Source organism: Kitasatospora sp. SC0581 (genome assembly GCF_048159585.1).
In the GTDB taxonomy this organism is placed as follows: domain Bacteria; phylum Actinomycetota; class Actinomycetes; order Streptomycetales; family Streptomycetaceae; genus Kitasatospora.
On the sequence record NZ_JBLRWA010000010.1, the window covers coordinates 19,294 to 36,071 of the forward strand.

Sequence of the window (16,778 nt, forward strand, 5' to 3'; positions counted from 1 at the left end):
GCCGGGCTGCGGGGGTCCATCACCCGTTCGGGTGGCCGCGTGGCGGCTTCCGGTGCGGGCGGCGGGCGCGTGGGTAGCGTCGGGCCATGATCGCGGACTCGTCAACCGTCCTGACGTGTCGACGATTTGACTTATTGTCACATCAGTTAAGAGGCATCGTCGCATGGCAGAGAAGCGCCTGAAGTCCTGGGGCAACAACCGCTCCGGCCAGCTCGGGGACGGCACCTGGGCCGACCTCCGCACCACGGCCACCACCGTCCTCGGGCTCACCAGCACCGAGGTGGTGAAGATCGCCGCCGGCGGCGCCGGTGCGAGCCTCGGGTACGGGCTGGCCCTGCTGACGGACCGTACGGTGCAGTCCTGGGGCGTCAACGGCTCGGGCCAGCTCGGCGACGGCACCGTGTTCAGCCACAACGCCCCCGGCCAGGTGGTCGACGTCTCCGACGCCACCGACATCGCGGCCGGCGGCGCGCACAGCCTCGCCCTGCTCGCCGACGGCACCGTGGTGGCCTGGGGGCAGAACACCCACGGCCAGCTCGGCAACGGGACGAACTCCGACAGCGGCGTCCCGGTCCGGGTCGAGGGCCTGCACAAGGTCGTCGCCATCGCCGCCGGCCTCCACCACAGCCTGGCGCTGCGCGAGGACGGCACCGTGTGGGCCTGGGGCTACAACGGCAACGGCCAGCTGGGCGACGGGACGTCGGCGAGCCGCGGCCTCCCGGCGCCGGTCAGCGGCCTGACCGGCGTGAGCCGGATCGCCGCCGGGGCCGGCCACAACCTCGTCCTGGTCGGCAAGCCGGGCGCCGGCGCCTCGGTGAAGGCCTGGGGCTACAACGCCACCGGCCAGCTCGGCGACAACACCACCATCAACCGCTTCACCCCGGTCGCCACCCGGCCGACCTGGTCGGGCGGCGTCTCGCAGATCGCGGCCGGCTGCAACCACAGCATGGCCGTGGTCGACGACGACAGCCGCCTCAAGGCCTGGGGCCAGAACACCGCCGGCCAGCTCGGCGACGGCACCACCGTCTTCCGCGTCCTGCCCGTCACCGTCCCCGGCCTGACGGACGTCCGGCTGGTGGCCGCCGGCCGGGAGCACACCGTGGCGCTGTCCGGCACCAGCACCGTGCACTCCTGGGGCAGCAACGGCTCCGGCCAGCTCGGCGACGGCACCACCACCGACAGCAGCACCCCGGTGCCCACCCTCACCGCGCTCACCGGCATCGACAAGATCGCCGCACCGGTGGGCGGCGACTTCAGCCTCGCCAACTGAGGCCCCGGGCGGGCGGCGTGGCGGGTTGTGCGCTCAGAGCGGGATGACGTCGACGGCCTGCGGCCCCTTGGGCCCCTGCTCCACCTGGTACTCCACCCGCTCGCCCTCCGTCAGGCTCCGGAACCCGCCCCCGATGATGCTCGAGTAGTGGACGAAGACGTCCGGGCCGGGGATGTCCGGCGTGATGAAGCCGAACCCCTTCTCGGCGTTGAACCACTTCACGGTGCCGAAGTTGACCAGGGCCCGGCGGCCCTGCGCCGCCACCGGCCCGGGCGCGGCCCGGTTCGCGCTCGCCTGCGCCGCGGTCGCCTGCGCCGGGGCGCAGAGTGCGATCAGGGCCGCGAGGGCGAGGAGCGGCACGCACACCACGGCCGTCACGCGGCCGCGGACAAGGGAGAGAGGGGACATCGCGCACTTCCTGACGGGACGTAGTCGATCGCCCACTCACAGTGCGGGCGGGGGCCCTTCTCCCGCAAGCGCCCGGAGCGGGAAGTCGGCCCGGCCGACTTCCCGCGTCCCGGCGCCACGACGGGAACCTCAGCAGCCCCGGCCGCCCCTCCTGCCACAATGCGCGGTGAGCGTTCTCGTAGCCGCCACCATGCAGACAGTGAGGTCATCATGTCGAAGGTCAAACTGAGTACCAACCACGGCGACATCGTCCTGCGCCTCGACGCGGAGAAGGCCCCGGCGACGGTGGAGAACTTCCTCCGGTACGTCACGGACGGCTTCTACGACGGGACGGTCTTCCACCGGGTCATCGACAACTTCATGGTCCAGGGCGGCGGGATGGAGCCCGGACTGAAGCGGAAGGAGACCCGCGCGCCCATCGAGAACGAGGCCGACAACGGCCTGAAGAACGTCAAGTACTCGGTGGCGATGGCCCGCACGGGGGACCCGCACTCGGCCACCGCCCAGTTCTTCATCAACGTCGCCGACAACGACTTCCTCAACCACAGCGGCAAGAACCCCCAGGGCTGGGGCTACGCCGTCTTCGGCGAGGTGGTCGAGGGCCAGGAGGTCGTGGACGCCATCAAGGCCGTCGCCACGGGCTCCAGGGCCGGCCACCAGGACGTCCCCAAGGAGGACGTGGTCCTGGTGAAGGCCGAGGTCGTCGAGTAGGGCGGACGAGCGGGCGGGGAGCGGTCGGGAGTGGGAAGTCGGCCCGGCCGACTTCCCACTCCGCGCGGCGCGCCGGAGCAGGGCCGGGAAAGCCCGGAGGCCGGAACGCGGAAATCCGGATGACCGCGGCCGCCACCGCCCCCGACAATGGCGCATGCTGACCGACCACTGGCCGCTGCTGGGCCTGCGCCTGCGCACCCCCCGCCTCGAACTGCGCCTGCCCGCCGACGACGAACTCGCCGCCCTGGCCGACCTCGCCGCCCAAGGCGTCCACGAACCGGACCGGATGCCCTTCATCGTCCCGTGGACCGACCTCCCCCCGGCCCAGCGAGCCCGCTCCGTGGTCCAGCACCACTGGCTGCGCCTGGGCAACTGGTCCCCGGACGACTGGGCGCTGAACCTGGCCGTCTTCGAGAACGGCCGGGTCGTCGGCCTGCAGACCGTCGCCGCCCGCGACTTCGCCGTCCTGCGGCAGGCCTCCACCGGCTCCTGGCTCGGCGTGCGGCACCAGCGGCAGGGCATCGGCACCGAGATGCGCGCCGCCGTCCTGCACCTGGCCTTCGCGGGCCTGGGCGCGACGGAGGCGGTGTCGGGCGCCTTCGAGGACAACCCCTCCTCGTACGCCGTGTCGCGCAAGCACGGCTACGAACCCGACGGCGTCGACCGCCACCTGGTCCGCGGGCGCGGCGTGACGGAGCGGCGGCTGAGGCTTACCCGGGAGCGCTGGCAGGCGCGGCGCGAGGTCCCCGTCACCGTCGACGGACTGGCGCCCTGCCTGCCGCTGTTCGGCCTGCCGGGCGGCTGCGGCGAGGGCATTTCAGACCCCGCGTGAGTGGGAAGCCGGCCCGGCCGACTTCCCACTCACACCGAGCCTTTGGGACGGTACGGTCAGGGGACGTACACGCTGCCGCCGAACCGCACGATCACCCGCGGCTGTCCGTTCACTCGTCCGTGAGCACCGGAAAGCGGCGCCGAGGCCTGGCAGACTCGACCGCATGCCCGAACAGACCCCCGTCCCGGCAGCGGACGAGGGCGACGCCCTGCGCCCCTACGCGGCCCACTACCCCGACGTGGCGCGGGCCGGGTCGCTGCTGAACGCCCTTCGGGCACAAGCCGATCGGGCGGGGCTCCGGCTCGGGGGCGAGCCGGCCGCCGAGCCGGGCCGGCGCCGGACGGCGGCCCGGGTGACCACCGGGGACCGGTTGACACGGGTCGGGATGACGGCGAGGGAGCGCAGCTTCGACGTCAGCTGCTGGGTGGGCGGAGTCCACCTGGCCACCGGCAGCACCGGCGACCTCGCCGAGGCCGCCGGGGCGGTGGCCACCTGGCAGGCGGGGGCCCGCCTCGCCGAACTCCTCGCGCGGTGGCCCTTCCTGCGGACCTGGGGACTGGCCGAGGCCCACGAACGGGGCGACGCCGTGCCGGTCCGGTGGCGCCGACTGCGCGAGTCCGCCACGCACGAGCGCCGGCACGAAACCGGCCTGCGGGAACTCGTCGAGGCGGCCCACGCGCAGCCACGCCTGCGAGCCCTGTCGCCGGGCCGGAGCATGTACTGGCTCACCTTCAGCCGCCGGGCGGCGCCGCCGATCTCCTACGACCTGCCGAGGGTCGCGCCACTCGGCGACGGCCGCTACCGGGTGCGGTTCGACGACGGGCGGCTGCAGGATGTCGACGGCGCGGAGGCGGCCGTCGCGGCGGTCGTCGACGCCCTGCCCGACGACGCCGTCCCCTCCTGAGCCGCCGAACGCTACGAGTTCCTGGCCACCTGCCGCGCCACTGCGGTCCCCTGGCCGCCCGCGAGCGCCGTCGTCAACTACCGGGCCGGGCCGTCTGCCCCGCCCCGCGTGCTGCGGCCAGGCGGGCGCGCGGCCTCCCGGGTGCGCGAACACCATGTGCGTCGACAAACGATGAACCGCACATGTCACGGCGTTCACCGCGCCGTCCACCGTTCGTTGACCGGCCGGCCGGATCGTTCACCACGGCGCGGAACACAGCCCGCGCAACCCACCCACGACCCACGGAATCGAGGGAGACCATGCGTATCTCCGCACGTACCGCCGCGCTGGCCGCGGTGACCGCCATCGGGCTCGGCACCATCGCCACCGGCACCGCCCAGGCCGCCCCGGCCCCCGCCCAGGCCGCCCTCTCGGCCGCCCGCAGCACCACGGTCCACCTGCACAACGGCACCGGCTGCACGCTCAACCGGACCGACTACTCGCTGTCCCACGGCATCTGGACGCAGGGCCAGGAGCCGCCGCAGTGGCTGGGCAACACCGGGGACGCCGTCTTCCAGTCGGAGAGCAACGGCTTCATGACCGGCACCGAGGGCTCGGTGACGTTCCAGGCGTCCAACTGCGAGGAGGGCTGGCGCAACGGCGCAACCGTCAGGCTGCACTGGAACAACCCCTACACCGGCTCCAACGGCTACGACGACAACGGCACCACCCAGGGCATGTTCCGCACGACCCGCGACAGCGGCTCCGGCAACAACGCCGACGTCTACTGGGGCGCCTGGAAGGCCTGACCGGGCCCCCGGGCACCGCCGGCCGACTCAGGAACCGACCCCCCTCCGCCCGTGCCGGATGAACGGTGCCCCGCGACTGGATGCCGAACGGCCCGGACAGCCCGGGCCGTTCGGCACCCGGAGCGACGGTCGGGTGCCCCGGTGCCCCGGCGCCCTGGGGAAGGGAAGCGTTCCAGGACTTCCCCGCCGAGCACTGGGTCCACCCGCGGACCACGAACCCCGTAGGGTCGACCTTCGCCGCCGTGCGCCCGCGCACCGGGGTGGCCAAGGGGGCCCGGCTGCCGGACCGCCGGGTCGGCCGTAGTCTTCAAGTCGATCGAGTCGGCTCGGATCTCGTTGAAAGGCAGGACCAGGTCGCATGACGGGCACCGAGGACAACGACTACTGCGCGGTCTTCGTGCAGGGCGCGAGCCGACAGGACGTGACCGGGCTCGTGGCAGCAGTGCTGGGCGTCCCGGCCGACGAGTACACGGTCCGGTTCGGTGACCTGGAGCTCGACATCCAGCCCAACCCCGACGCCGGACTGGCCGACGACTTCGTCGGCTGGCCGCTCAAGATCGACGTGGAGGGGCGGCGGGCCACCATGGTGGATGCCGTCTCCCGATTCCTCACAGCGGCGTGGGACGCCGGATACCAGGCCGTTGCCGCCTGCGACTTCGAGAGCGAGCTCCCCGAACTGGGCGGATACCCCCGCTACCGCGCCTGACCGGATCAGCTGATCCACAGGTACCGACGGCTGCTCCCGGCCGGGCCCTCGCCCACCTGCTGGCGGCCTCGGAACGCCGTCCGGTGACCGCCCCGCACGGCCCGGCCGCGGAGGTGTTCCAACGCGCCCTCGACGCCCTGCTGCCCGCGGGCCCGTCGCCGCTGCGCGCCGTCCTGGCCGGACCGGGACTGCCCGCCCCCGACAGCGGGGCCGACATCCTCCTCGTCCCGACCCACCCCCGGACGGGAGAAGCCTGGGCCCCGCCCGCTCAGGCCTCCCACGCGTACCCGGTGCCGCTGCCGGTCGGGGTGTGGCGGTGGCTGGCCTTCCCCGAGCCGCACCTGCCCGTCCCCGCGTCGGGCGGCATGCCCGACAGCGTCCTGCGCGACGACCCGCCCGCTCCGCGCGCCCGTTACCCCTTCCGGGCCGACGAGGGCGTGTTCCGGCACACCCTGGCCCGGCTGCCAGCCGTCCGGTACCCGTGGTTGCGGGAGATCCTGGAGAACCTTGACCGGTACGTGTGCGCGGGCCTCTTCTGATGTAGGCCCCGGGCCCGAACGGACCCTCGTGTCGATGAGCGCGAGGGTCCGTCATCCCACTCCGGGCCCGCGGCGAGGCTGCCTGTTGCCCACCGGTATCCGACGGAGCACCCCGCCCCGTGCTCGGAACAACGAGCGGGGCACGCTGCTGCCGTCCCGCTCGGAGTGACGTGCCGTCACCACGCCACGGGAGGCGCGGGAAGTCGGCCCGGCCGACTTCCTGTGCCGGAGCGCCGCTCAGCGGCGCGCGCGTTCGTGGTGGACGAGGCCGGCGCTCGTGCAGGTGGGGGTGAAGCCGGCCTTGGCGAGGACCCGGCCGGAGGCGGGGTTGGCCTCCCGGTGGACGGCGAGCACCCGGGCGGGCAGGCCGTCGCCGGTGAGGAACTGCCGTACGGCGGCGGTGGCGTGGCCGCTGCCCCGGGCGTCCTCGCGCACGACGTAGCTGAGCCGGCCGGTGCCGCGGCCGGGGTCGAGCCGGAGCCGGACGACGCCGAGCAGGTCCCCGCCCACCTCGATGCCGCGGACGAGGAGCCCGGGGTCCGTGGCGGCCTCGCGGACGTAGGCGAGGGCCTGGACGCCGGTCATCGCGCCGAACCACACATCCGTGGCGGACCCGTCGGCATGGATGCGGCGAACCGACTCGGCGTCGCCGTCGGCCAGTTCACGCAGCCGCAGCACCGGAGCGGGCCGCCGTATCAGGCGAAGACGAGGCGGAAGACCTGGTTGTAGATGAAGAAGCCGCCCGGCTGGCCGGGGATCGGCTGCAGGTTGAAGGTCTCGGTGAACTGCATCGGCTTGTCGAAGGCGTTGTCGACGGCGAGGTGGCCGGTCACCAGGACCAGGACGCCGCCGCCCGGGGCGGGCTGGGCGTCGGAGGAGGTGACGCTGTGCTTGACGACGGCGAGTTCGGGCTTGTTGATCGTCTCGATGATGCCCGCCTGTCCCTGGACCTGCTTGCCCTCCCAGGTGAGCATCGACTCGGGGCGGTAGAGGCTCGCCAGGTTGTTGCGGGTGGCGCTGCCGCCGTCGAAGGTCGCGTAGTAGTGCTGGACGAACGAGTTCGCGATGCTGGTGAAGTCCATGGGCCGGAACGTAGCAACGCGATCGTGCCGAGCACCCGCAGTGGACCGTTCTTGTCGTGCTCCGGTCGCCTGTGTGGTAGCGAGTGGGAAGTCGGCGTGGCCGACTTCCCACTCCGGCGCGGCCGTTCTAGCAGGGGCTGAGCCAGTAGACCCAGCCCCAGGGGGCCGCGCGGTCCTCGCTGTAGCCGCCGGGCGAGGTCCAGCCGACGTTGCCGTCGGCGCCGTAGAACCTGGCGTACAGCGTGGACCGCTGGTTGTTGATCCACGATCCGGTCCCGGTCCAGTAGATGCGGACCGGGTAGTTGCAGGTGAACAGGCGCAGTTCCTCGCCCGTGAAGTTCGTGCCGCTGTACGCGCACACGTAGGTGTACGGGCAGCCCGAGGACAGGGCGGGGGAGTCGCCCTTGGCGGCGAGGTCGCGGGCCCGCTCCTCCCCGGGCAGGGGGAGCAGCAGCTCGCCGCCGGGCAGGGCGATCTTGTTGACGGCCACCTGGCTCGCCCCGGGGGTCTTGGCGAGGTAGTCGTCGACCCGGTCCTGCAGGCTCCTGGCCTGGGCACCGCTCAGCCCCAGGTCCCGGGCCTGCGCCGAGAAGCCGGCCTGGCCGGCGCCCGAGCCGCCAGCGCCGGTGGCGGCGGACGCGGCCGGGGCGACGCACACCGCCAGGGCGGCCGCGACGGCGAAGGGCACCGCGAGCAGACGCTTCTTCATGGTTCCCGCTTTCAGGCGTTTCAGCATGAAACCTCCTTGTAGGGGTCCTTCGGAAGCCCATCCTGTCCGGGCGCGGAAGCGGCGGTCTTGTAGGAATGCGTACGGCCGCTTGGCACCGGGGCGCGTGGAGCCGTGATCACGTGGCCGGGGAAAAGGGTTGGACGGGACGAGGCCCGGGCTTGTAGCTTGCAGTCGACCGTGACACCGCCCGAGGAGGTGAGACCCATGACCGCAGTACCGATATGGGTGCTCCCCTTGGGGTTCACGGCCGGCGACTGACGCAGGGTGTCGCCGGGAGCGCCGCGATGAGCAGGCAACTCCCGAAAGGCCACACCGATGCACTCTTCCCAGCCCCTTCACTTCACCGCCGAGTCCACGGCGGACGGCATGACCGAACGCGACTTCACCGTGGGCGGCGTCCCCGGCGTGCTCTGGTCACCCGCCTCCCCTGCCACCGGCACCGGTCGCGCACCCCTGGTCCTGATGGGCCACGGCGGCGGCGCCCACAAGAAGCACCCCTCCATGGCGGGCCGGGCGCGACTCCTGACGGCCGACTGCGGCTTCCACGTCGCCGTCCTCGACGCACCCGGGCACGGCGACCGGCCGCGCAGCGCGCAGGACGAGGCGGACATCGCCGAACTGCGCGCGGCGCAGGCGGCGGGCGAGCCGGAGGGCCCGGTCGTCGTCCGCTACAACGCCCGCCTGGCCGAGCTCGCCGTACCCGAGTGGCAGGCGGCCCTGGACGCCCTCCAGGAGCTGCCGGAGATCGGCGCCGACGGGCCGGTGGGCTACGTCGGCATCGCCATGGGCACCGCGCTCGGCGTGCCGCTGGTGGCGGCCGAGCCCAGGATCACGGCCGCGGTCTTCGGGCTGATGTGGCCCGACGCCCTGGTCGAGCAGGCGCGGCGGATCACCGTCCCGATCGAGTTCGCCATGCAGTGGGACGACGAGCGCATCCCGCGCGAGGCCGCCCTCGCACTGTTCGACGCCTTCGCCTCGACGGAGAAGACACTGCACGCCAACGCGGGCAAGCACTTCGACTTCCCCAGGTCCGAGGCCGACAGCGCGGCCCGCTTCCTCACCCGGCACCTCGGCCGGACGGCCACCTCGCCGGCGTGACGTGCGCGGTCGCGGCGCCCGGCGTGCCGGCCGGGCGCCGCGACCCCCGGCAGCATCGCCCCGAGGGACGGCTCGGACGCTCCCGGGGCGGTCCGACCTCCGAGAGCCAACAAGCAGTGCCGGAACGGCTGAAACCGCACTCTGACGACGACCTCCCTGTGAGCTCGCCCGCCATGAGGGCTACTGCGCCCACTTCGACGAGGGCGGCGAGTCCCGCGCAGGCGTGGCGGGGGTTCTACGCGGAGGACGCGCTGCTCACCTTCGAAGGCCAGCAGGTCCAGGGACGACAGGCCATCGAGGCGAAGCTTCGGGACCTGAGCAACGTCGACAGCCAGCGGCTGTCCGACGGGGGCGTGCTCACCGTTGTCGTCGGCAAGCTCGGATTCGACGACTCGGCCGTCGACTTCACCGAGACCTTCGTGCAGACGCTCACCGGCAACCACCTCTCCCTCAGCCGCCACGTCTTCCGGCTGGCTTTCTCGCCCGCCTGGCGGAGGTGGCTCTGGAGCCGAGCCGCACCTGGGCGCGGACGGCCGCTGCCGCCCGCTGCCCCCGGCCGTCACGCCGCGACTGCGGGCGGACCGCCCGCAGTTGGAGCCCGTGGGGGAGAAGACCCGCCTCCCGCGAATCGAACCGGGCCCCGGCCCCGCACAGGAGCGGGGAGGGCCCGGCCGGAGGGGTGGCTTGGAGTCGTGCACGGGCGCGAGGCCGGGGACGCCGTCGGCGACCGGACTGCCGAGAGGGGTCCGTAAGGGCGCGCGCGGGCTCTGGCCATGGACGGCGGAGCGGGAAGTCGGCGGGGCCGACTTCTCACGCGAGGCGTTCGGGGGCGGTTGTGAGGTGCCGGCCGCCGTGGGACCGGACGCGGGCGGGGCCGGGGTGCAGGGCGTCGAGGACGCGGACGGCGTAGACCTCGGCCATGCGGTCGGCGACCTCCTCGGGGGTCAGCCAGGCGATGGCGGTGGACTCGGAGGAGAGCCGTTCGGCGCCGCCGGTGGGGTGGCAGCGGAAGACCAGGGCGACGACGCCACGGGCCATGTTCTTGTAGACGCCCGTGAGTTGGTCGACGGCGACCTCGATGCCGGTCTCCTCTCGGATCTCGCGGCACAGGCCGTCCTCGACGGTCTCGGCGAGTTCGAGGACGCCGCCCGGCGGCTCCCAGGTGCCGTTGTCGGCCCGCCGGATCGCCAGCACGCGCCCGTCCTCGCGGACGACCACTCCCGCGACGGACACGGAGTGGAGCGCTGCGGGGGAGGAATCGGCGGCGAAGTTCCCGCAGCCGTTCCGGCCGCCGCTGTTCATGGTGGTGCCCTCCTGGTTGAGCGGTGGAGCAGGAAGTCGGCGGGGCCGACTTCCTGTGCGCAGGCCGGGACGGCGGCGCGAGGGAAGCCGATCGGGCACGGGCATCCGGCAGTTCGGCGGGCGATGCGCCGTACCGACCGAGGATTTCGTCGTGAACGAGCATTGCCGGCTGGTGCCGATTCGCCGGTGCGGATGGAGCAGGAAGTCGGCGGGGCCGACTTCCTATGCGCGGGCCGGGTCGGTGGGGATGGTGTTGCCCCGGGACCAGAGTTCCTCGATGTGCTCGGCGAAGCGGTCGAACATGCCGTTCTCCTCGCTGCGCCGCAGGTGCATCAGCGGGGAGTCGTGGCCGACGGTGCGGGCCAGGTGCGGGGTGACCAGGGCGTGTTCGTCGAAGCGGAAGACGGACAGGCCGATGTGGTTCGGGCCGTCCTCCGGGGAGCTGAAGCGCGCCTCGACGCCCTGGCTGCCGGAGAGCTTGGCCAGGTGCTCCAGCGTGACCCGGATCCGGGTGGACACGGTGAGGGCCACGTCCTCGATCCGCTCGCGCCGGCGCGTCGTCCCGGACTCGGGATCGCCGAGGAGGAAGCGGATGCGGCAGCCGCTCTCGGCCTTGCGCCGCAGAGTCTGGAGGAGGGCGGGCTGCTCCAGCCAGACGAAGTAGTTGGTGTACCCGGCGAGGAAGACCTCGGACCGCGCCTCGGCGATCAGCTGCGCCCAGACCGACTGAGGGCAGGCCGACCGGTGCGGATAGACGGCGAACACCTCCCGGTCGTGCCCGGTCTTGACGTTCGCCCGGACGCTGTTGGGCCAGATCACCCGTTCATCAACCCCTGAAGCCGCGCAGACATCGATACGGTTCCGCTGATGCGGCACCAGCGCCGCATCGGAGAGCCGGCGTTCCACTGTCCCAGGCGTAAGAAGCCGTTGGTGGGTCTCCTGGAGGAGCGGGAGCCGGCCGCGCGCGAGCGCGTGGAGGGGCTTCGGGAGGCGGCGGACCGGGTACTCGCTGAGCTCGCCGAAGCGGAGACGGCCCGGACAGGCAGGTGAAGCCGGCCCGGAAGCCGGTGATTCCTCCGGGCCGGTGCCCGCGACGAACGTTCCCGCAGGAGTCTCCCTGCCGAGGGCCCGCGCGATCGGGCTCGATCGTCCCGGTGTGGCGTCCCGCGCTTTCCACGGACGCGCTCGCTCCCCACCGCCAGCGCGTCCTCGCCACGCTCACCGGGCAAGCATCCGGCGGGAAGCCGGTGATGTCCTGTCAGAAGATCAACTTCCGTACTCGGACTGGAGCAGGTTCCGGCTAGTGTGGAAGGAGTTCGATCGAGGATGAAGCGGCCGGCCGACCGGGGGTGGGCCGACGAGCCCGCCCCGGGACGGTTCACGCTCGCCGCCGGGCCGGCCGGCGGCTCATGGGCCTCGTCATCGGCCACGGCACCATCCGCTCATGCCCGGCGGGGCAGCGAATCGTCTCGTCCTCGCGTGATCGCCAACGAAAGAGCAACCGATGCAACCGATTGTCCTGTTCGACCTGGACGGCCTCTTGATCGACTCCGAGCCGGTCTGGGACGCGGCAAAGCGTGACGTGTTCGGTCCGCTTGGCCTGCACCTCACAACGGAGATGCAGGCGGCGACGCGCGGGCTGCGGCAACGGGACATGGTGGCCTACTGGTTCGATCGGGCCACGATTCAAGCCGACCCCGACGACGTCGAGCGGCAGATCGTGGCCGCCGTGTGCCGCAGGTTGGAGGGAGTGGCGCTGAAACCCGGCGCCGAACACGCCGTCGCGGCGTGCGCGCGTGCATCGAGGGCGATGGCCGTCGTGTCGTCTTCGCCGGAGTCGGTGATTCGGCATGCGCTCGCGAGCACCGGCCTTGACCGATCCTTCGATGCCGTGTTCTCGGCCGAAGACGACGAACACGGCAAGCCCCACCCGGGTGCCTATCTCCGCGCAGCCGCCGCCCTCGGCGCGTCACCCGACGAATGCGTCGTGATCGAGGACTCGCTCAACGGCGTCCTCGCCGGCGTGTCAGCCCAGATGACGGTCGTCGCCGTTCCCGAGGCCGCTGATCGCCGCGATCCTCGCTTCGCGATTGCCACGCTGGTACTGGAGTCCCTCGAGGATCTCGACACCTCTGTATTCGGCGCGTATGTGTCCGGGGGGAGCCGGGGCGCCACGTGGGCATCGCGTGCTGTGGATCCTCAACCGTTCCGCGAACCGGATCGTGCTGTATGACGCCCTCGATCGTGGGTTCGGGCCTTCACGGGTGAAGGCCCGAACCCGCCCCGGGACGGTTCACGCTCGCCGCCGCTTCACCCGGTTGTGGGCGCCTCCTTGGGGGTGATCGGGGTGGCGGCCGACGGCCTGGCAGGATGACGGCATGGAACGAGTGCTCGGCATCGGCGGATACTTCCTGCGGGCCGCCGACCCGGCGGCGCTGGGCGCCTGGTACCGCGACTGCCTGGGGCTGGACGCCGACGAGCACGGCCTGTGGCAGCAGGAAGCCGGGCCGACGGTGTTCGCGACGTTCGCGTCCGGGACCGACTACTTCGGGCCCCGTGGCCAGCAGACCATGCTCAACTTCCGCGTCCGCGACCTGGAGGCGATGCTCGCCCAGCTGCGCGCCGAGGGTGCCGAAGTCGCCGAGGAGACGCAGGAGATGGACGGCGTCGGCCGGTTCGGCTGGGTCACCGACCCCGAGGGCAACCGCATCGAGCTCTGGCAGCCCGCCTGACCGCGCCGCCGCGGGCATGCCTCCGGCCCGGCGCGGAGTCCCGCGCCGGGCCGGAGGCATGCCTGCCGCCCCTGCGGCTACTTCGGGGTGTACCAGCTGAACTCGAGGATGGTGTCGTTGTAGTCGGCGTCGTCGCCGTTCTCGGCGACGAGCACCATCAGGTTGTAGGCGCCGATCTCGTACGGGCCACCGGAGTTGAGCCTGCTCGGCTTGAAGACGCCGTCGCCCTCGCTGAACTCGAAGACGGCGGTGAGGCCGGCCTGCCCGGTGATGGTCTCCTGGCCGATGACGGTGTTGCGCTCACCGGCCCCGACGAACTCCAGGCCCACGGTGCCGTCCTGGCTGGTGAGCCGCACCTTCTGGGCGCTGGACGAGTTGGTCTTGGCCTTGACGGTGACCTGGGCGCCGGCGGGCAGGCTGATCTCGGCGGTGTTGCCCTTGACGAGGACATAGGCGTCGGACATGGGATTCCTTCGTTCCGTGGGGAGTTCTCGTGGTGATCGCCGTTCACGCTAGCTGCGCCGCGATCGATTCCAAGGAACTCCGTTCCGGAATAACACTTTCGAGGGAACGATCTTGACATCGGGCGCCAAGTGCCAACCCCCGTAAGGGAGGTGGGGTTCTCTGGGGGTTCCTCTCGGGGGCAACCCGGATGTCGGCCCGGGCCGACAGGCCCGACACTCGGTCCATGCGCATCACACGGGCCGGTTGGGCCGTCATGACGGTGCTCGCCACTCTCATCGCCGTGGTCTCCGCCAAGTACTTCAGCTTCGACCCCGCGGGGTTCTTCGAGCAGCAGCGGGCCACCTACCTGAGCCACGAAGTCCCGCTCTACATCCACATCTTCGGCGCGATCACCGCACTCGCGGTCGGGCCCTGGCAGTTCTCCGCCCGCCTGCGCGAGCGCCGGCCGCGCCTGCACCGCCGGATCGGCGTCGTCTACCTGCTCGGCTGCCTGGTCGGCGGGGTGGGCGCGCTGCTGCTGGCGCCCGTCGCGTACGGGGGAGCGGTCGCGAGGCTCGGCTTCGTCGGCCTGGCCGTGGCCTGGCTGGTGACCGGCAACGCCGGGCTGCGGGCGATCCTCGACGGCCGGGTGGCCGACCACCGCAGCTGGATGATCCGCAGCTTCGCGCTCACCTTCGCCGCCGTCACGCTGCGCCTGATGCTGGTCGCCGCGACGGCCGCGCACCTGGACTTCCGCGCCTCCTACACCGCCATCGCCTGGCTGTGCTGGGTGCCCAACCTGCTGCTCGCCTGCTGGTTCACCCGCCCCCGCCGCGCCGTCGCGGAGGTGGTGACAGGTCAGTAGGGGTGCTTGTCGGGCCTGGCCCTCCACGCGTCGTACGCGGGCTTGCCGAGTTCGGGGCAGAACTGCACCATGCGGATGCTCCGCTCCTCGATGGGCTTCTTGAAGTCGTCGTACTGGTACTCGTCGCTGAACCCGATCTCCGCGGTCTCCGCCAGGTTCCGGCTGAAGTAGACGGCGTCGAACCGGGACCAGTAGATGGCGCTCATACACATCGGGCACGGCTGGCCGCTGGTGTAGATCTCGCAGCCCTTGAGCATCCGGGCGCGGAACGGCTCCTTGTCCGACGGCTCGCTCGGGATGAGTTCCAGCGTGCTCTCCCGCTCGGCGACGGTGGGCTTCCCGGTGTCGGGGACCGGGGTGGCGGGCGCAGGGGAGCCGGCGGCGGGGGAGTCGGAGCAGGCGGCGACCAGGCGGATCCCGGCGCCGAGTGCGAGGCGGCGCGGGGCGCTGCGCCGGCCGATGACGCGGGCCGCGGCGATGAAGTGCCGGAACGTGCCGAGGTGACGGTTGCCCGTGTTTCCCCCGTGGACGGCTTCCTTGATCGAACCGGGGGATGCCGGCCCCGGCTAGCCCGGTCGGGCAGCGGTGTTCCCCCGCCCGGGTAGCCGGTACGGCGGGCCTCCGCGCCGGAGTCGGGGGTTCGGGTACGGATCGGGCTCGACGCGGGGAACGGCCCCGCGTCGACGCACCCCGAGCCGCAACCCTCAGGAGCCCCCGTGGCCCGTATGAAGCCCCTCGTCCTGACCGCCCTCGCCGTCGCCGTCACCGGTGTCCTGGCCACGGGCACCGTGGCCGCCGTCGCCGACGGCAAGCCCAGCCACAAGCCCGTCGGAGAGCCCGTCGGCGAGCCGGCGGGCAAGCCCGTGGGCAAGCCCAACGTCAAGCCGACCGTCGTCGTCCCGCACGGCCCGGCCGCCGTCAGCCCCGCACTGATGGCCGCGCACGACCAGGTCGTCGGCGACTGGATCGACGTGGCCCCCGGGGACAACGGGGTCGCCATCGTCAGCTGTCCGTCCGGGGAGGTGCCCACCGGCGGTGGCGGCCAGACCAGCGCCTTCCGGATCTTCGTCACCGACTCCTACGCGACCGACAACTCCTGGGTCGTGCGCGGCACCAACACCGGCACCGGGACCGAGTCCATCCGCGCGACCGCCGTCTGCACCGCGCTCTGACCCTCCGGCCGGCCCTCCGGCCGCACCCGTACGACGAACGGCCCGGGCCCGGGCGGTGGTTGCCAGGGCCCGGGCCGTTGCGTCGCCCGGCTACTTCGGCGCCGGCAGCAGCCCCAGGCCCGAGACCGGCCCGAGGTGGGCGAGCTTGTCGGGGTTGGACACGGCGTGGACGGCCCGCACCGCGCCGTCGGCGTCGATGTCCAGCTCGATGACGCCGGCCACACGCTGCTCCGCGTCGTACACCACCGCGCCCGGGCGGCCGTTGACCCGGGCCGGGACGAGGCGCGCGCCCAGGCGGCGGACCCGGCGCAGGCCGCCGACGAGCAGCTGGGCGACGCGGCGCGGGTCGGTGAGGGAGTGGGCCAGCGCGCGGGCCTTGCCGCCGCCGTCGCCCTGGAACACCACGTCGGGGGCGAGCATGCCGAGCAGGGCGTCCAGGTCTCCGCCCTCGGCGACCTCGAAGAAGCGGCGGGCCAGCTCCTCGCCCTCCGCGCGGCGGGCCGGGGCCGGGGCGACGGCCTCGTCCTCGCGCGCCGCGGGCGCCAGGCGCTTCCTGGCGCGGGCGAGGATCTGACGGCAGTTCGCCTCGCTCTTCCCCACCATCTCCGCGACCTCCGGGTAGCCGTACCCGAAGGCCTCGCGCAGCGTGAACACCGCGCGCTCGACCGGCGAGAGGGCCTCCATCAGCACCAGGAACGCCATCGACAGGGTGTCCGCCAGCTCGGCGTGCTCGGCCGGGCCGGGCCGCTCGGCGGTGGTGACGACGGGCTCGGGCAGCCACTCGCCGACGTAGGCCTCGCGGCGCACCCGGGCGGAGGTGAGGTGGTTGATGCCCAGGCGGGTGACGGCCGTGGTCAGGTACGCCTTGGGGTCGGCGATCGCGGTGCCGGCCCGGTCGGCGCGGGTGAAGCCGAGGAAGGCGTCCTGGACGAGGTCCTCGGCGTCGCCGACCGAACCCGTCATCCCGTACGCGATGGAGAACAGCAGCGGACGGTACCCGGCCGCGCCCGCCACATCCGCCGTACCTGCCGAACCCGTCATGTGGACCCCCCCGCCTGCCCCCCGACCGTGGCCAGCAGGCTATCCGAGGCCCACCGGATCCCACCGGCGGGTGGTGTGGCGCAGGTCACGGAGCCCGGGCGGCCGGGGGATGTCACAGAACGGCGGGCCGTCCTGTCTCAAGGGGCAGCAAACG

22 protein-coding genes are annotated in these 16,778 nt (G+C 72.7%); 13 read left to right on the forward strand and 9 right to left on the reverse strand.

Annotated elements, in window-relative coordinates:
* The first annotated feature begins 163 nt into the window (after positions 1-163).
* On the forward strand, positions 164-1,270 hold the full coding sequence (locus ACLWS4_RS17860; RefSeq protein ID WP_416874566.1) for an RCC1 domain-containing protein: 1,107 nt from the start codon (positions 164-166) through the stop codon (positions 1,268-1,270).
* A 33-nt stretch (positions 1,271-1,303) separates the two neighbouring features.
* Here ACLWS4_RS17860 and ACLWS4_RS17865 read toward each other — a convergent pair whose 3' ends face one another.
* Positions 1,304-1,510: a cold-shock protein gene (locus ACLWS4_RS17865; protein WP_074001228.1), complete on the reverse strand. Its 207-nt coding sequence runs from the start codon at positions 1,508-1,510 to the stop codon at positions 1,304-1,306.
* A 378-nt stretch (positions 1,511-1,888) separates the two neighbouring features.
* Here ACLWS4_RS17865 and ACLWS4_RS17870 point away from each other — a divergent pair, with 378 nt between their 5' ends.
* The 6 genes from ACLWS4_RS17870 (at position 1,889) to ACLWS4_RS17895 (ending at position 6,158) form a co-directional block, all read left to right on the forward strand.
* On the forward strand, positions 1,889-2,389 hold the full coding sequence (locus ACLWS4_RS17870) for a peptidylprolyl isomerase (RefSeq protein ID WP_416874567.1): 501 nt from the start codon (positions 1,889-1,891) through the stop codon (positions 2,387-2,389).
* A 154-nt stretch (positions 2,390-2,543) separates the two neighbouring features.
* A complete protein-coding gene (locus tag ACLWS4_RS17875) occupies positions 2,544-3,221 on the forward strand; it encodes a GNAT family N-acetyltransferase (RefSeq protein WP_416874568.1) in 678 nt (225 codons plus the stop codon).
* A gap of 163 nt (positions 3,222-3,384) precedes the next feature.
* On the forward strand, positions 3,385-4,125 hold the full coding sequence (locus tag ACLWS4_RS17880; protein ID WP_416874569.1) for a DUF6193 family natural product biosynthesis protein: 741 nt from the start codon (positions 3,385-3,387) through the stop codon (positions 4,123-4,125).
* Between the two features lie 299 nt (positions 4,126-4,424).
* Positions 4,425-4,913: a hypothetical protein gene (locus tag ACLWS4_RS17885; RefSeq protein ID WP_079271797.1), complete on the forward strand. Its 489-nt coding sequence runs from the start codon at positions 4,425-4,427 to the stop codon at positions 4,911-4,913.
* A gap of 358 nt (positions 4,914-5,271) precedes the next feature.
* Complete coding sequence (locus ACLWS4_RS17890) at positions 5,272-5,619, forward strand: hypothetical protein (protein ID WP_416874570.1); 348 nt, start codon at positions 5,272-5,274, stop codon at positions 5,617-5,619.
* 83 nt (positions 5,620-5,702) lie between these two features.
* Positions 5,703-6,158, forward strand: coding sequence for a hypothetical protein (locus ACLWS4_RS17895; RefSeq protein ID WP_416874571.1), 456 nt, complete (start codon positions 5,703-5,705; stop codon positions 6,156-6,158).
* Positions 6,159-6,395: 237 nt separating this feature from the next.
* Here ACLWS4_RS17895 and ACLWS4_RS17900 read toward each other — a convergent pair whose 3' ends face one another.
* The 3 genes from ACLWS4_RS17900 to ACLWS4_RS17910 form a co-directional block, all read right to left on the reverse strand.
* Positions 6,396-6,836, reverse strand: coding sequence for a GNAT family N-acetyltransferase (locus ACLWS4_RS17900; RefSeq protein ID WP_049650889.1), 441 nt, complete (start codon positions 6,834-6,836; stop codon positions 6,396-6,398).
* Between the two features lie 17 nt (positions 6,837-6,853).
* Positions 6,854-7,240, reverse strand: coding sequence for a nuclear transport factor 2 family protein (locus tag ACLWS4_RS17905; protein WP_416874572.1), 387 nt, complete (start codon positions 7,238-7,240; stop codon positions 6,854-6,856).
* A gap of 127 nt (positions 7,241-7,367) precedes the next feature.
* Entirely contained in the window at positions 7,368-7,976 is a 609-nt protein-coding gene (locus ACLWS4_RS17910) for a peptidase inhibitor family I36 protein (RefSeq protein WP_375874300.1), read from the reverse strand.
* A 309-nt stretch (positions 7,977-8,285) separates the two neighbouring features.
* Here ACLWS4_RS17910 and ACLWS4_RS17915 point away from each other — a divergent pair, with 309 nt between their 5' ends.
* Positions 8,286-9,068, forward strand: coding sequence for an alpha/beta hydrolase (locus tag ACLWS4_RS17915; RefSeq protein ID WP_416874573.1), 783 nt, complete (start codon positions 8,286-8,288; stop codon positions 9,066-9,068).
* A gap of 173 nt (positions 9,069-9,241) precedes the next feature.
* The gene (locus tag ACLWS4_RS17920) at positions 9,242-9,820 is read left to right on the forward strand and encodes a ketosteroid isomerase family protein (RefSeq protein ID WP_380745587.1); all 579 of its coding nucleotides are present in this window, start codon (positions 9,242-9,244) and stop codon (positions 9,818-9,820) included.
* A 58-nt stretch (positions 9,821-9,878) separates the two neighbouring features.
* Here the strand turns inward: ACLWS4_RS17920 and ACLWS4_RS17925 are convergent, their stop codons facing one another.
* Positions 9,879-10,370 (reverse strand): NUDIX hydrolase, encoded by a 492-nt coding sequence (locus ACLWS4_RS17925; RefSeq protein WP_416874574.1) that lies wholly within the window; start codon positions 10,368-10,370, stop codon positions 9,879-9,881.
* 222 nt (positions 10,371-10,592) lie between these two features.
* Positions 10,593-11,189: a DUF5919 domain-containing protein gene (locus tag ACLWS4_RS17930; RefSeq protein WP_387820933.1), complete on the reverse strand. Its 597-nt coding sequence runs from the start codon at positions 11,187-11,189 to the stop codon at positions 10,593-10,595.
* Between the two features lie 685 nt (positions 11,190-11,874).
* On the opposite strand from ACLWS4_RS17930, the gene ACLWS4_RS17935 reads away from it, so the two are divergent.
* Both ACLWS4_RS17935 and ACLWS4_RS17940 read left to right on the forward strand, forming a co-directional pair.
* The gene (locus ACLWS4_RS17935; RefSeq protein ID WP_380745582.1) at positions 11,875-12,603 is read left to right on the forward strand and encodes an HAD family hydrolase; all 729 of its coding nucleotides are present in this window, start codon (positions 11,875-11,877) and stop codon (positions 12,601-12,603) included.
* 145 nt (positions 12,604-12,748) lie between these two features.
* Positions 12,749-13,102 (forward strand): VOC family protein, encoded by a 354-nt coding sequence (locus ACLWS4_RS17940; protein WP_416874575.1) that lies wholly within the window; start codon positions 12,749-12,751, stop codon positions 13,100-13,102.
* A 77-nt stretch (positions 13,103-13,179) separates the two neighbouring features.
* Here ACLWS4_RS17940 and ACLWS4_RS17945 read toward each other — a convergent pair whose 3' ends face one another.
* Positions 13,180-13,566 (reverse strand): fucose-binding lectin II, encoded by a 387-nt coding sequence (locus ACLWS4_RS17945; RefSeq protein WP_416874576.1) that lies wholly within the window; start codon positions 13,564-13,566, stop codon positions 13,180-13,182.
* Between the two features lie 224 nt (positions 13,567-13,790).
* Between ACLWS4_RS17945 and ACLWS4_RS17950 the strand changes: the two genes are divergently transcribed.
* Positions 13,791-14,411: a DUF2306 domain-containing protein gene (locus ACLWS4_RS17950; protein WP_416874577.1), complete on the forward strand. Its 621-nt coding sequence runs from the start codon at positions 13,791-13,793 to the stop codon at positions 14,409-14,411.
* Here ACLWS4_RS17950 and ACLWS4_RS17955 read toward each other — a convergent pair.
* On the reverse strand, positions 14,405-14,668 hold the full coding sequence (locus ACLWS4_RS17955; RefSeq protein WP_416874578.1) for a hypothetical protein: 264 nt from the start codon (positions 14,666-14,668) through the stop codon (positions 14,405-14,407). The genes ACLWS4_RS17950 and ACLWS4_RS17955 overlap by 7 nt on opposite strands.
* Positions 14,669-15,127: 459 nt before the next feature.
* Between ACLWS4_RS17955 and ACLWS4_RS17960 the strand changes: the two genes are divergently transcribed.
* Positions 15,128-15,583, forward strand: coding sequence for a hypothetical protein (locus tag ACLWS4_RS17960; protein ID WP_143204473.1), 456 nt, complete (start codon positions 15,128-15,130; stop codon positions 15,581-15,583).
* A 90-nt stretch (positions 15,584-15,673) separates the two neighbouring features.
* On the opposite strand, the gene sigJ is transcribed toward ACLWS4_RS17960, so the two are convergent.
* Positions 15,674-16,624 carry an RNA polymerase sigma factor SigJ gene (gene sigJ / locus ACLWS4_RS17965; RefSeq protein ID WP_416874579.1) on the reverse strand — a complete coding sequence of 317 codons (951 nt, stop codon included), beginning with the start codon at positions 16,622-16,624 and terminating at the stop codon, positions 15,674-15,676.
* Positions 16,625-16,778 lie beyond the last annotated feature (154 nt).

What these genes read in the sequence shown, in the direction of transcription:
- ACLWS4_RS17860 (WP_416874566.1), top strand. Translation starts at nt 164, where the DNA reads ATGGCAGAGAAGCGCCTGAAGTCCTGGGGCAACAACCGCTCCGGCCAG.
- ACLWS4_RS17870 (WP_416874567.1), top strand. Translation starts at nt 1,889, where the DNA reads ATGTCGAAGGTCAAACTGAGTACCAACCACGGCGACATCGTCCTGCGC.
- ACLWS4_RS17875 (WP_416874568.1), top strand. Translation starts at nt 2,544, where the DNA reads ATGCTGACCGACCACTGGCCGCTGCTGGGCCTGCGCCTGCGCACCCCC.
- ACLWS4_RS17880 (WP_416874569.1), top strand. Translation starts at nt 3,385, where the DNA reads ATGCCCGAACAGACCCCCGTCCCGGCAGCGGACGAGGGCGACGCCCTG.
- ACLWS4_RS17885 (WP_079271797.1), top strand. Translation starts at nt 4,425, where the DNA reads ATGCGTATCTCCGCACGTACCGCCGCGCTGGCCGCGGTGACCGCCATC.
- ACLWS4_RS17890 (WP_416874570.1), top strand. Translation starts at nt 5,272, where the DNA reads ATGACGGGCACCGAGGACAACGACTACTGCGCGGTCTTCGTGCAGGGC.
- ACLWS4_RS17905 (WP_416874572.1), bottom strand. Translation starts at nt 7,240, where the DNA reads ATGGACTTCACCAGCATCGCGAACTCGTTCGTCCAGCACTACTACGCG.
- ACLWS4_RS17910 (WP_375874300.1), bottom strand. Translation starts at nt 7,976, where the DNA reads ATGCTGAAACGCCTGAAAGCGGGAACCATGAAGAAGCGTCTGCTCGCG.
- ACLWS4_RS17915 (WP_416874573.1), top strand. Translation starts at nt 8,286, where the DNA reads ATGCACTCTTCCCAGCCCCTTCACTTCACCGCCGAGTCCACGGCGGAC.
- ACLWS4_RS17920 (WP_380745587.1), top strand. Translation starts at nt 9,242, where the DNA reads ATGAGGGCTACTGCGCCCACTTCGACGAGGGCGGCGAGTCCCGCGCAG.
- ACLWS4_RS17925 (WP_416874574.1), bottom strand. Translation starts at nt 10,370, where the DNA reads ATGAACAGCGGCGGCCGGAACGGCTGCGGGAACTTCGCCGCCGATTCC.
- ACLWS4_RS17935 (WP_380745582.1), top strand. Translation starts at nt 11,875, where the DNA reads ATGCAACCGATTGTCCTGTTCGACCTGGACGGCCTCTTGATCGACTCC.
- ACLWS4_RS17940 (WP_416874575.1), top strand. Translation starts at nt 12,749, where the DNA reads ATGGAACGAGTGCTCGGCATCGGCGGATACTTCCTGCGGGCCGCCGAC.
- ACLWS4_RS17945 (WP_416874576.1), bottom strand. Translation starts at nt 13,566, where the DNA reads ATGTCCGACGCCTATGTCCTCGTCAAGGGCAACACCGCCGAGATCAGC.
- ACLWS4_RS17950 (WP_416874577.1), top strand. Translation starts at nt 13,791, where the DNA reads ATGCGCATCACACGGGCCGGTTGGGCCGTCATGACGGTGCTCGCCACT.
- ACLWS4_RS17955 (WP_416874578.1), bottom strand. Translation starts at nt 14,668, where the DNA reads ATGCTCAAGGGCTGCGAGATCTACACCAGCGGCCAGCCGTGCCCGATG.
- sigJ (WP_416874579.1), bottom strand. Translation starts at nt 16,624, where the DNA reads ATGACGGGTTCGGCAGGTACGGCGGATGTGGCGGGCGCGGCCGGGTAC.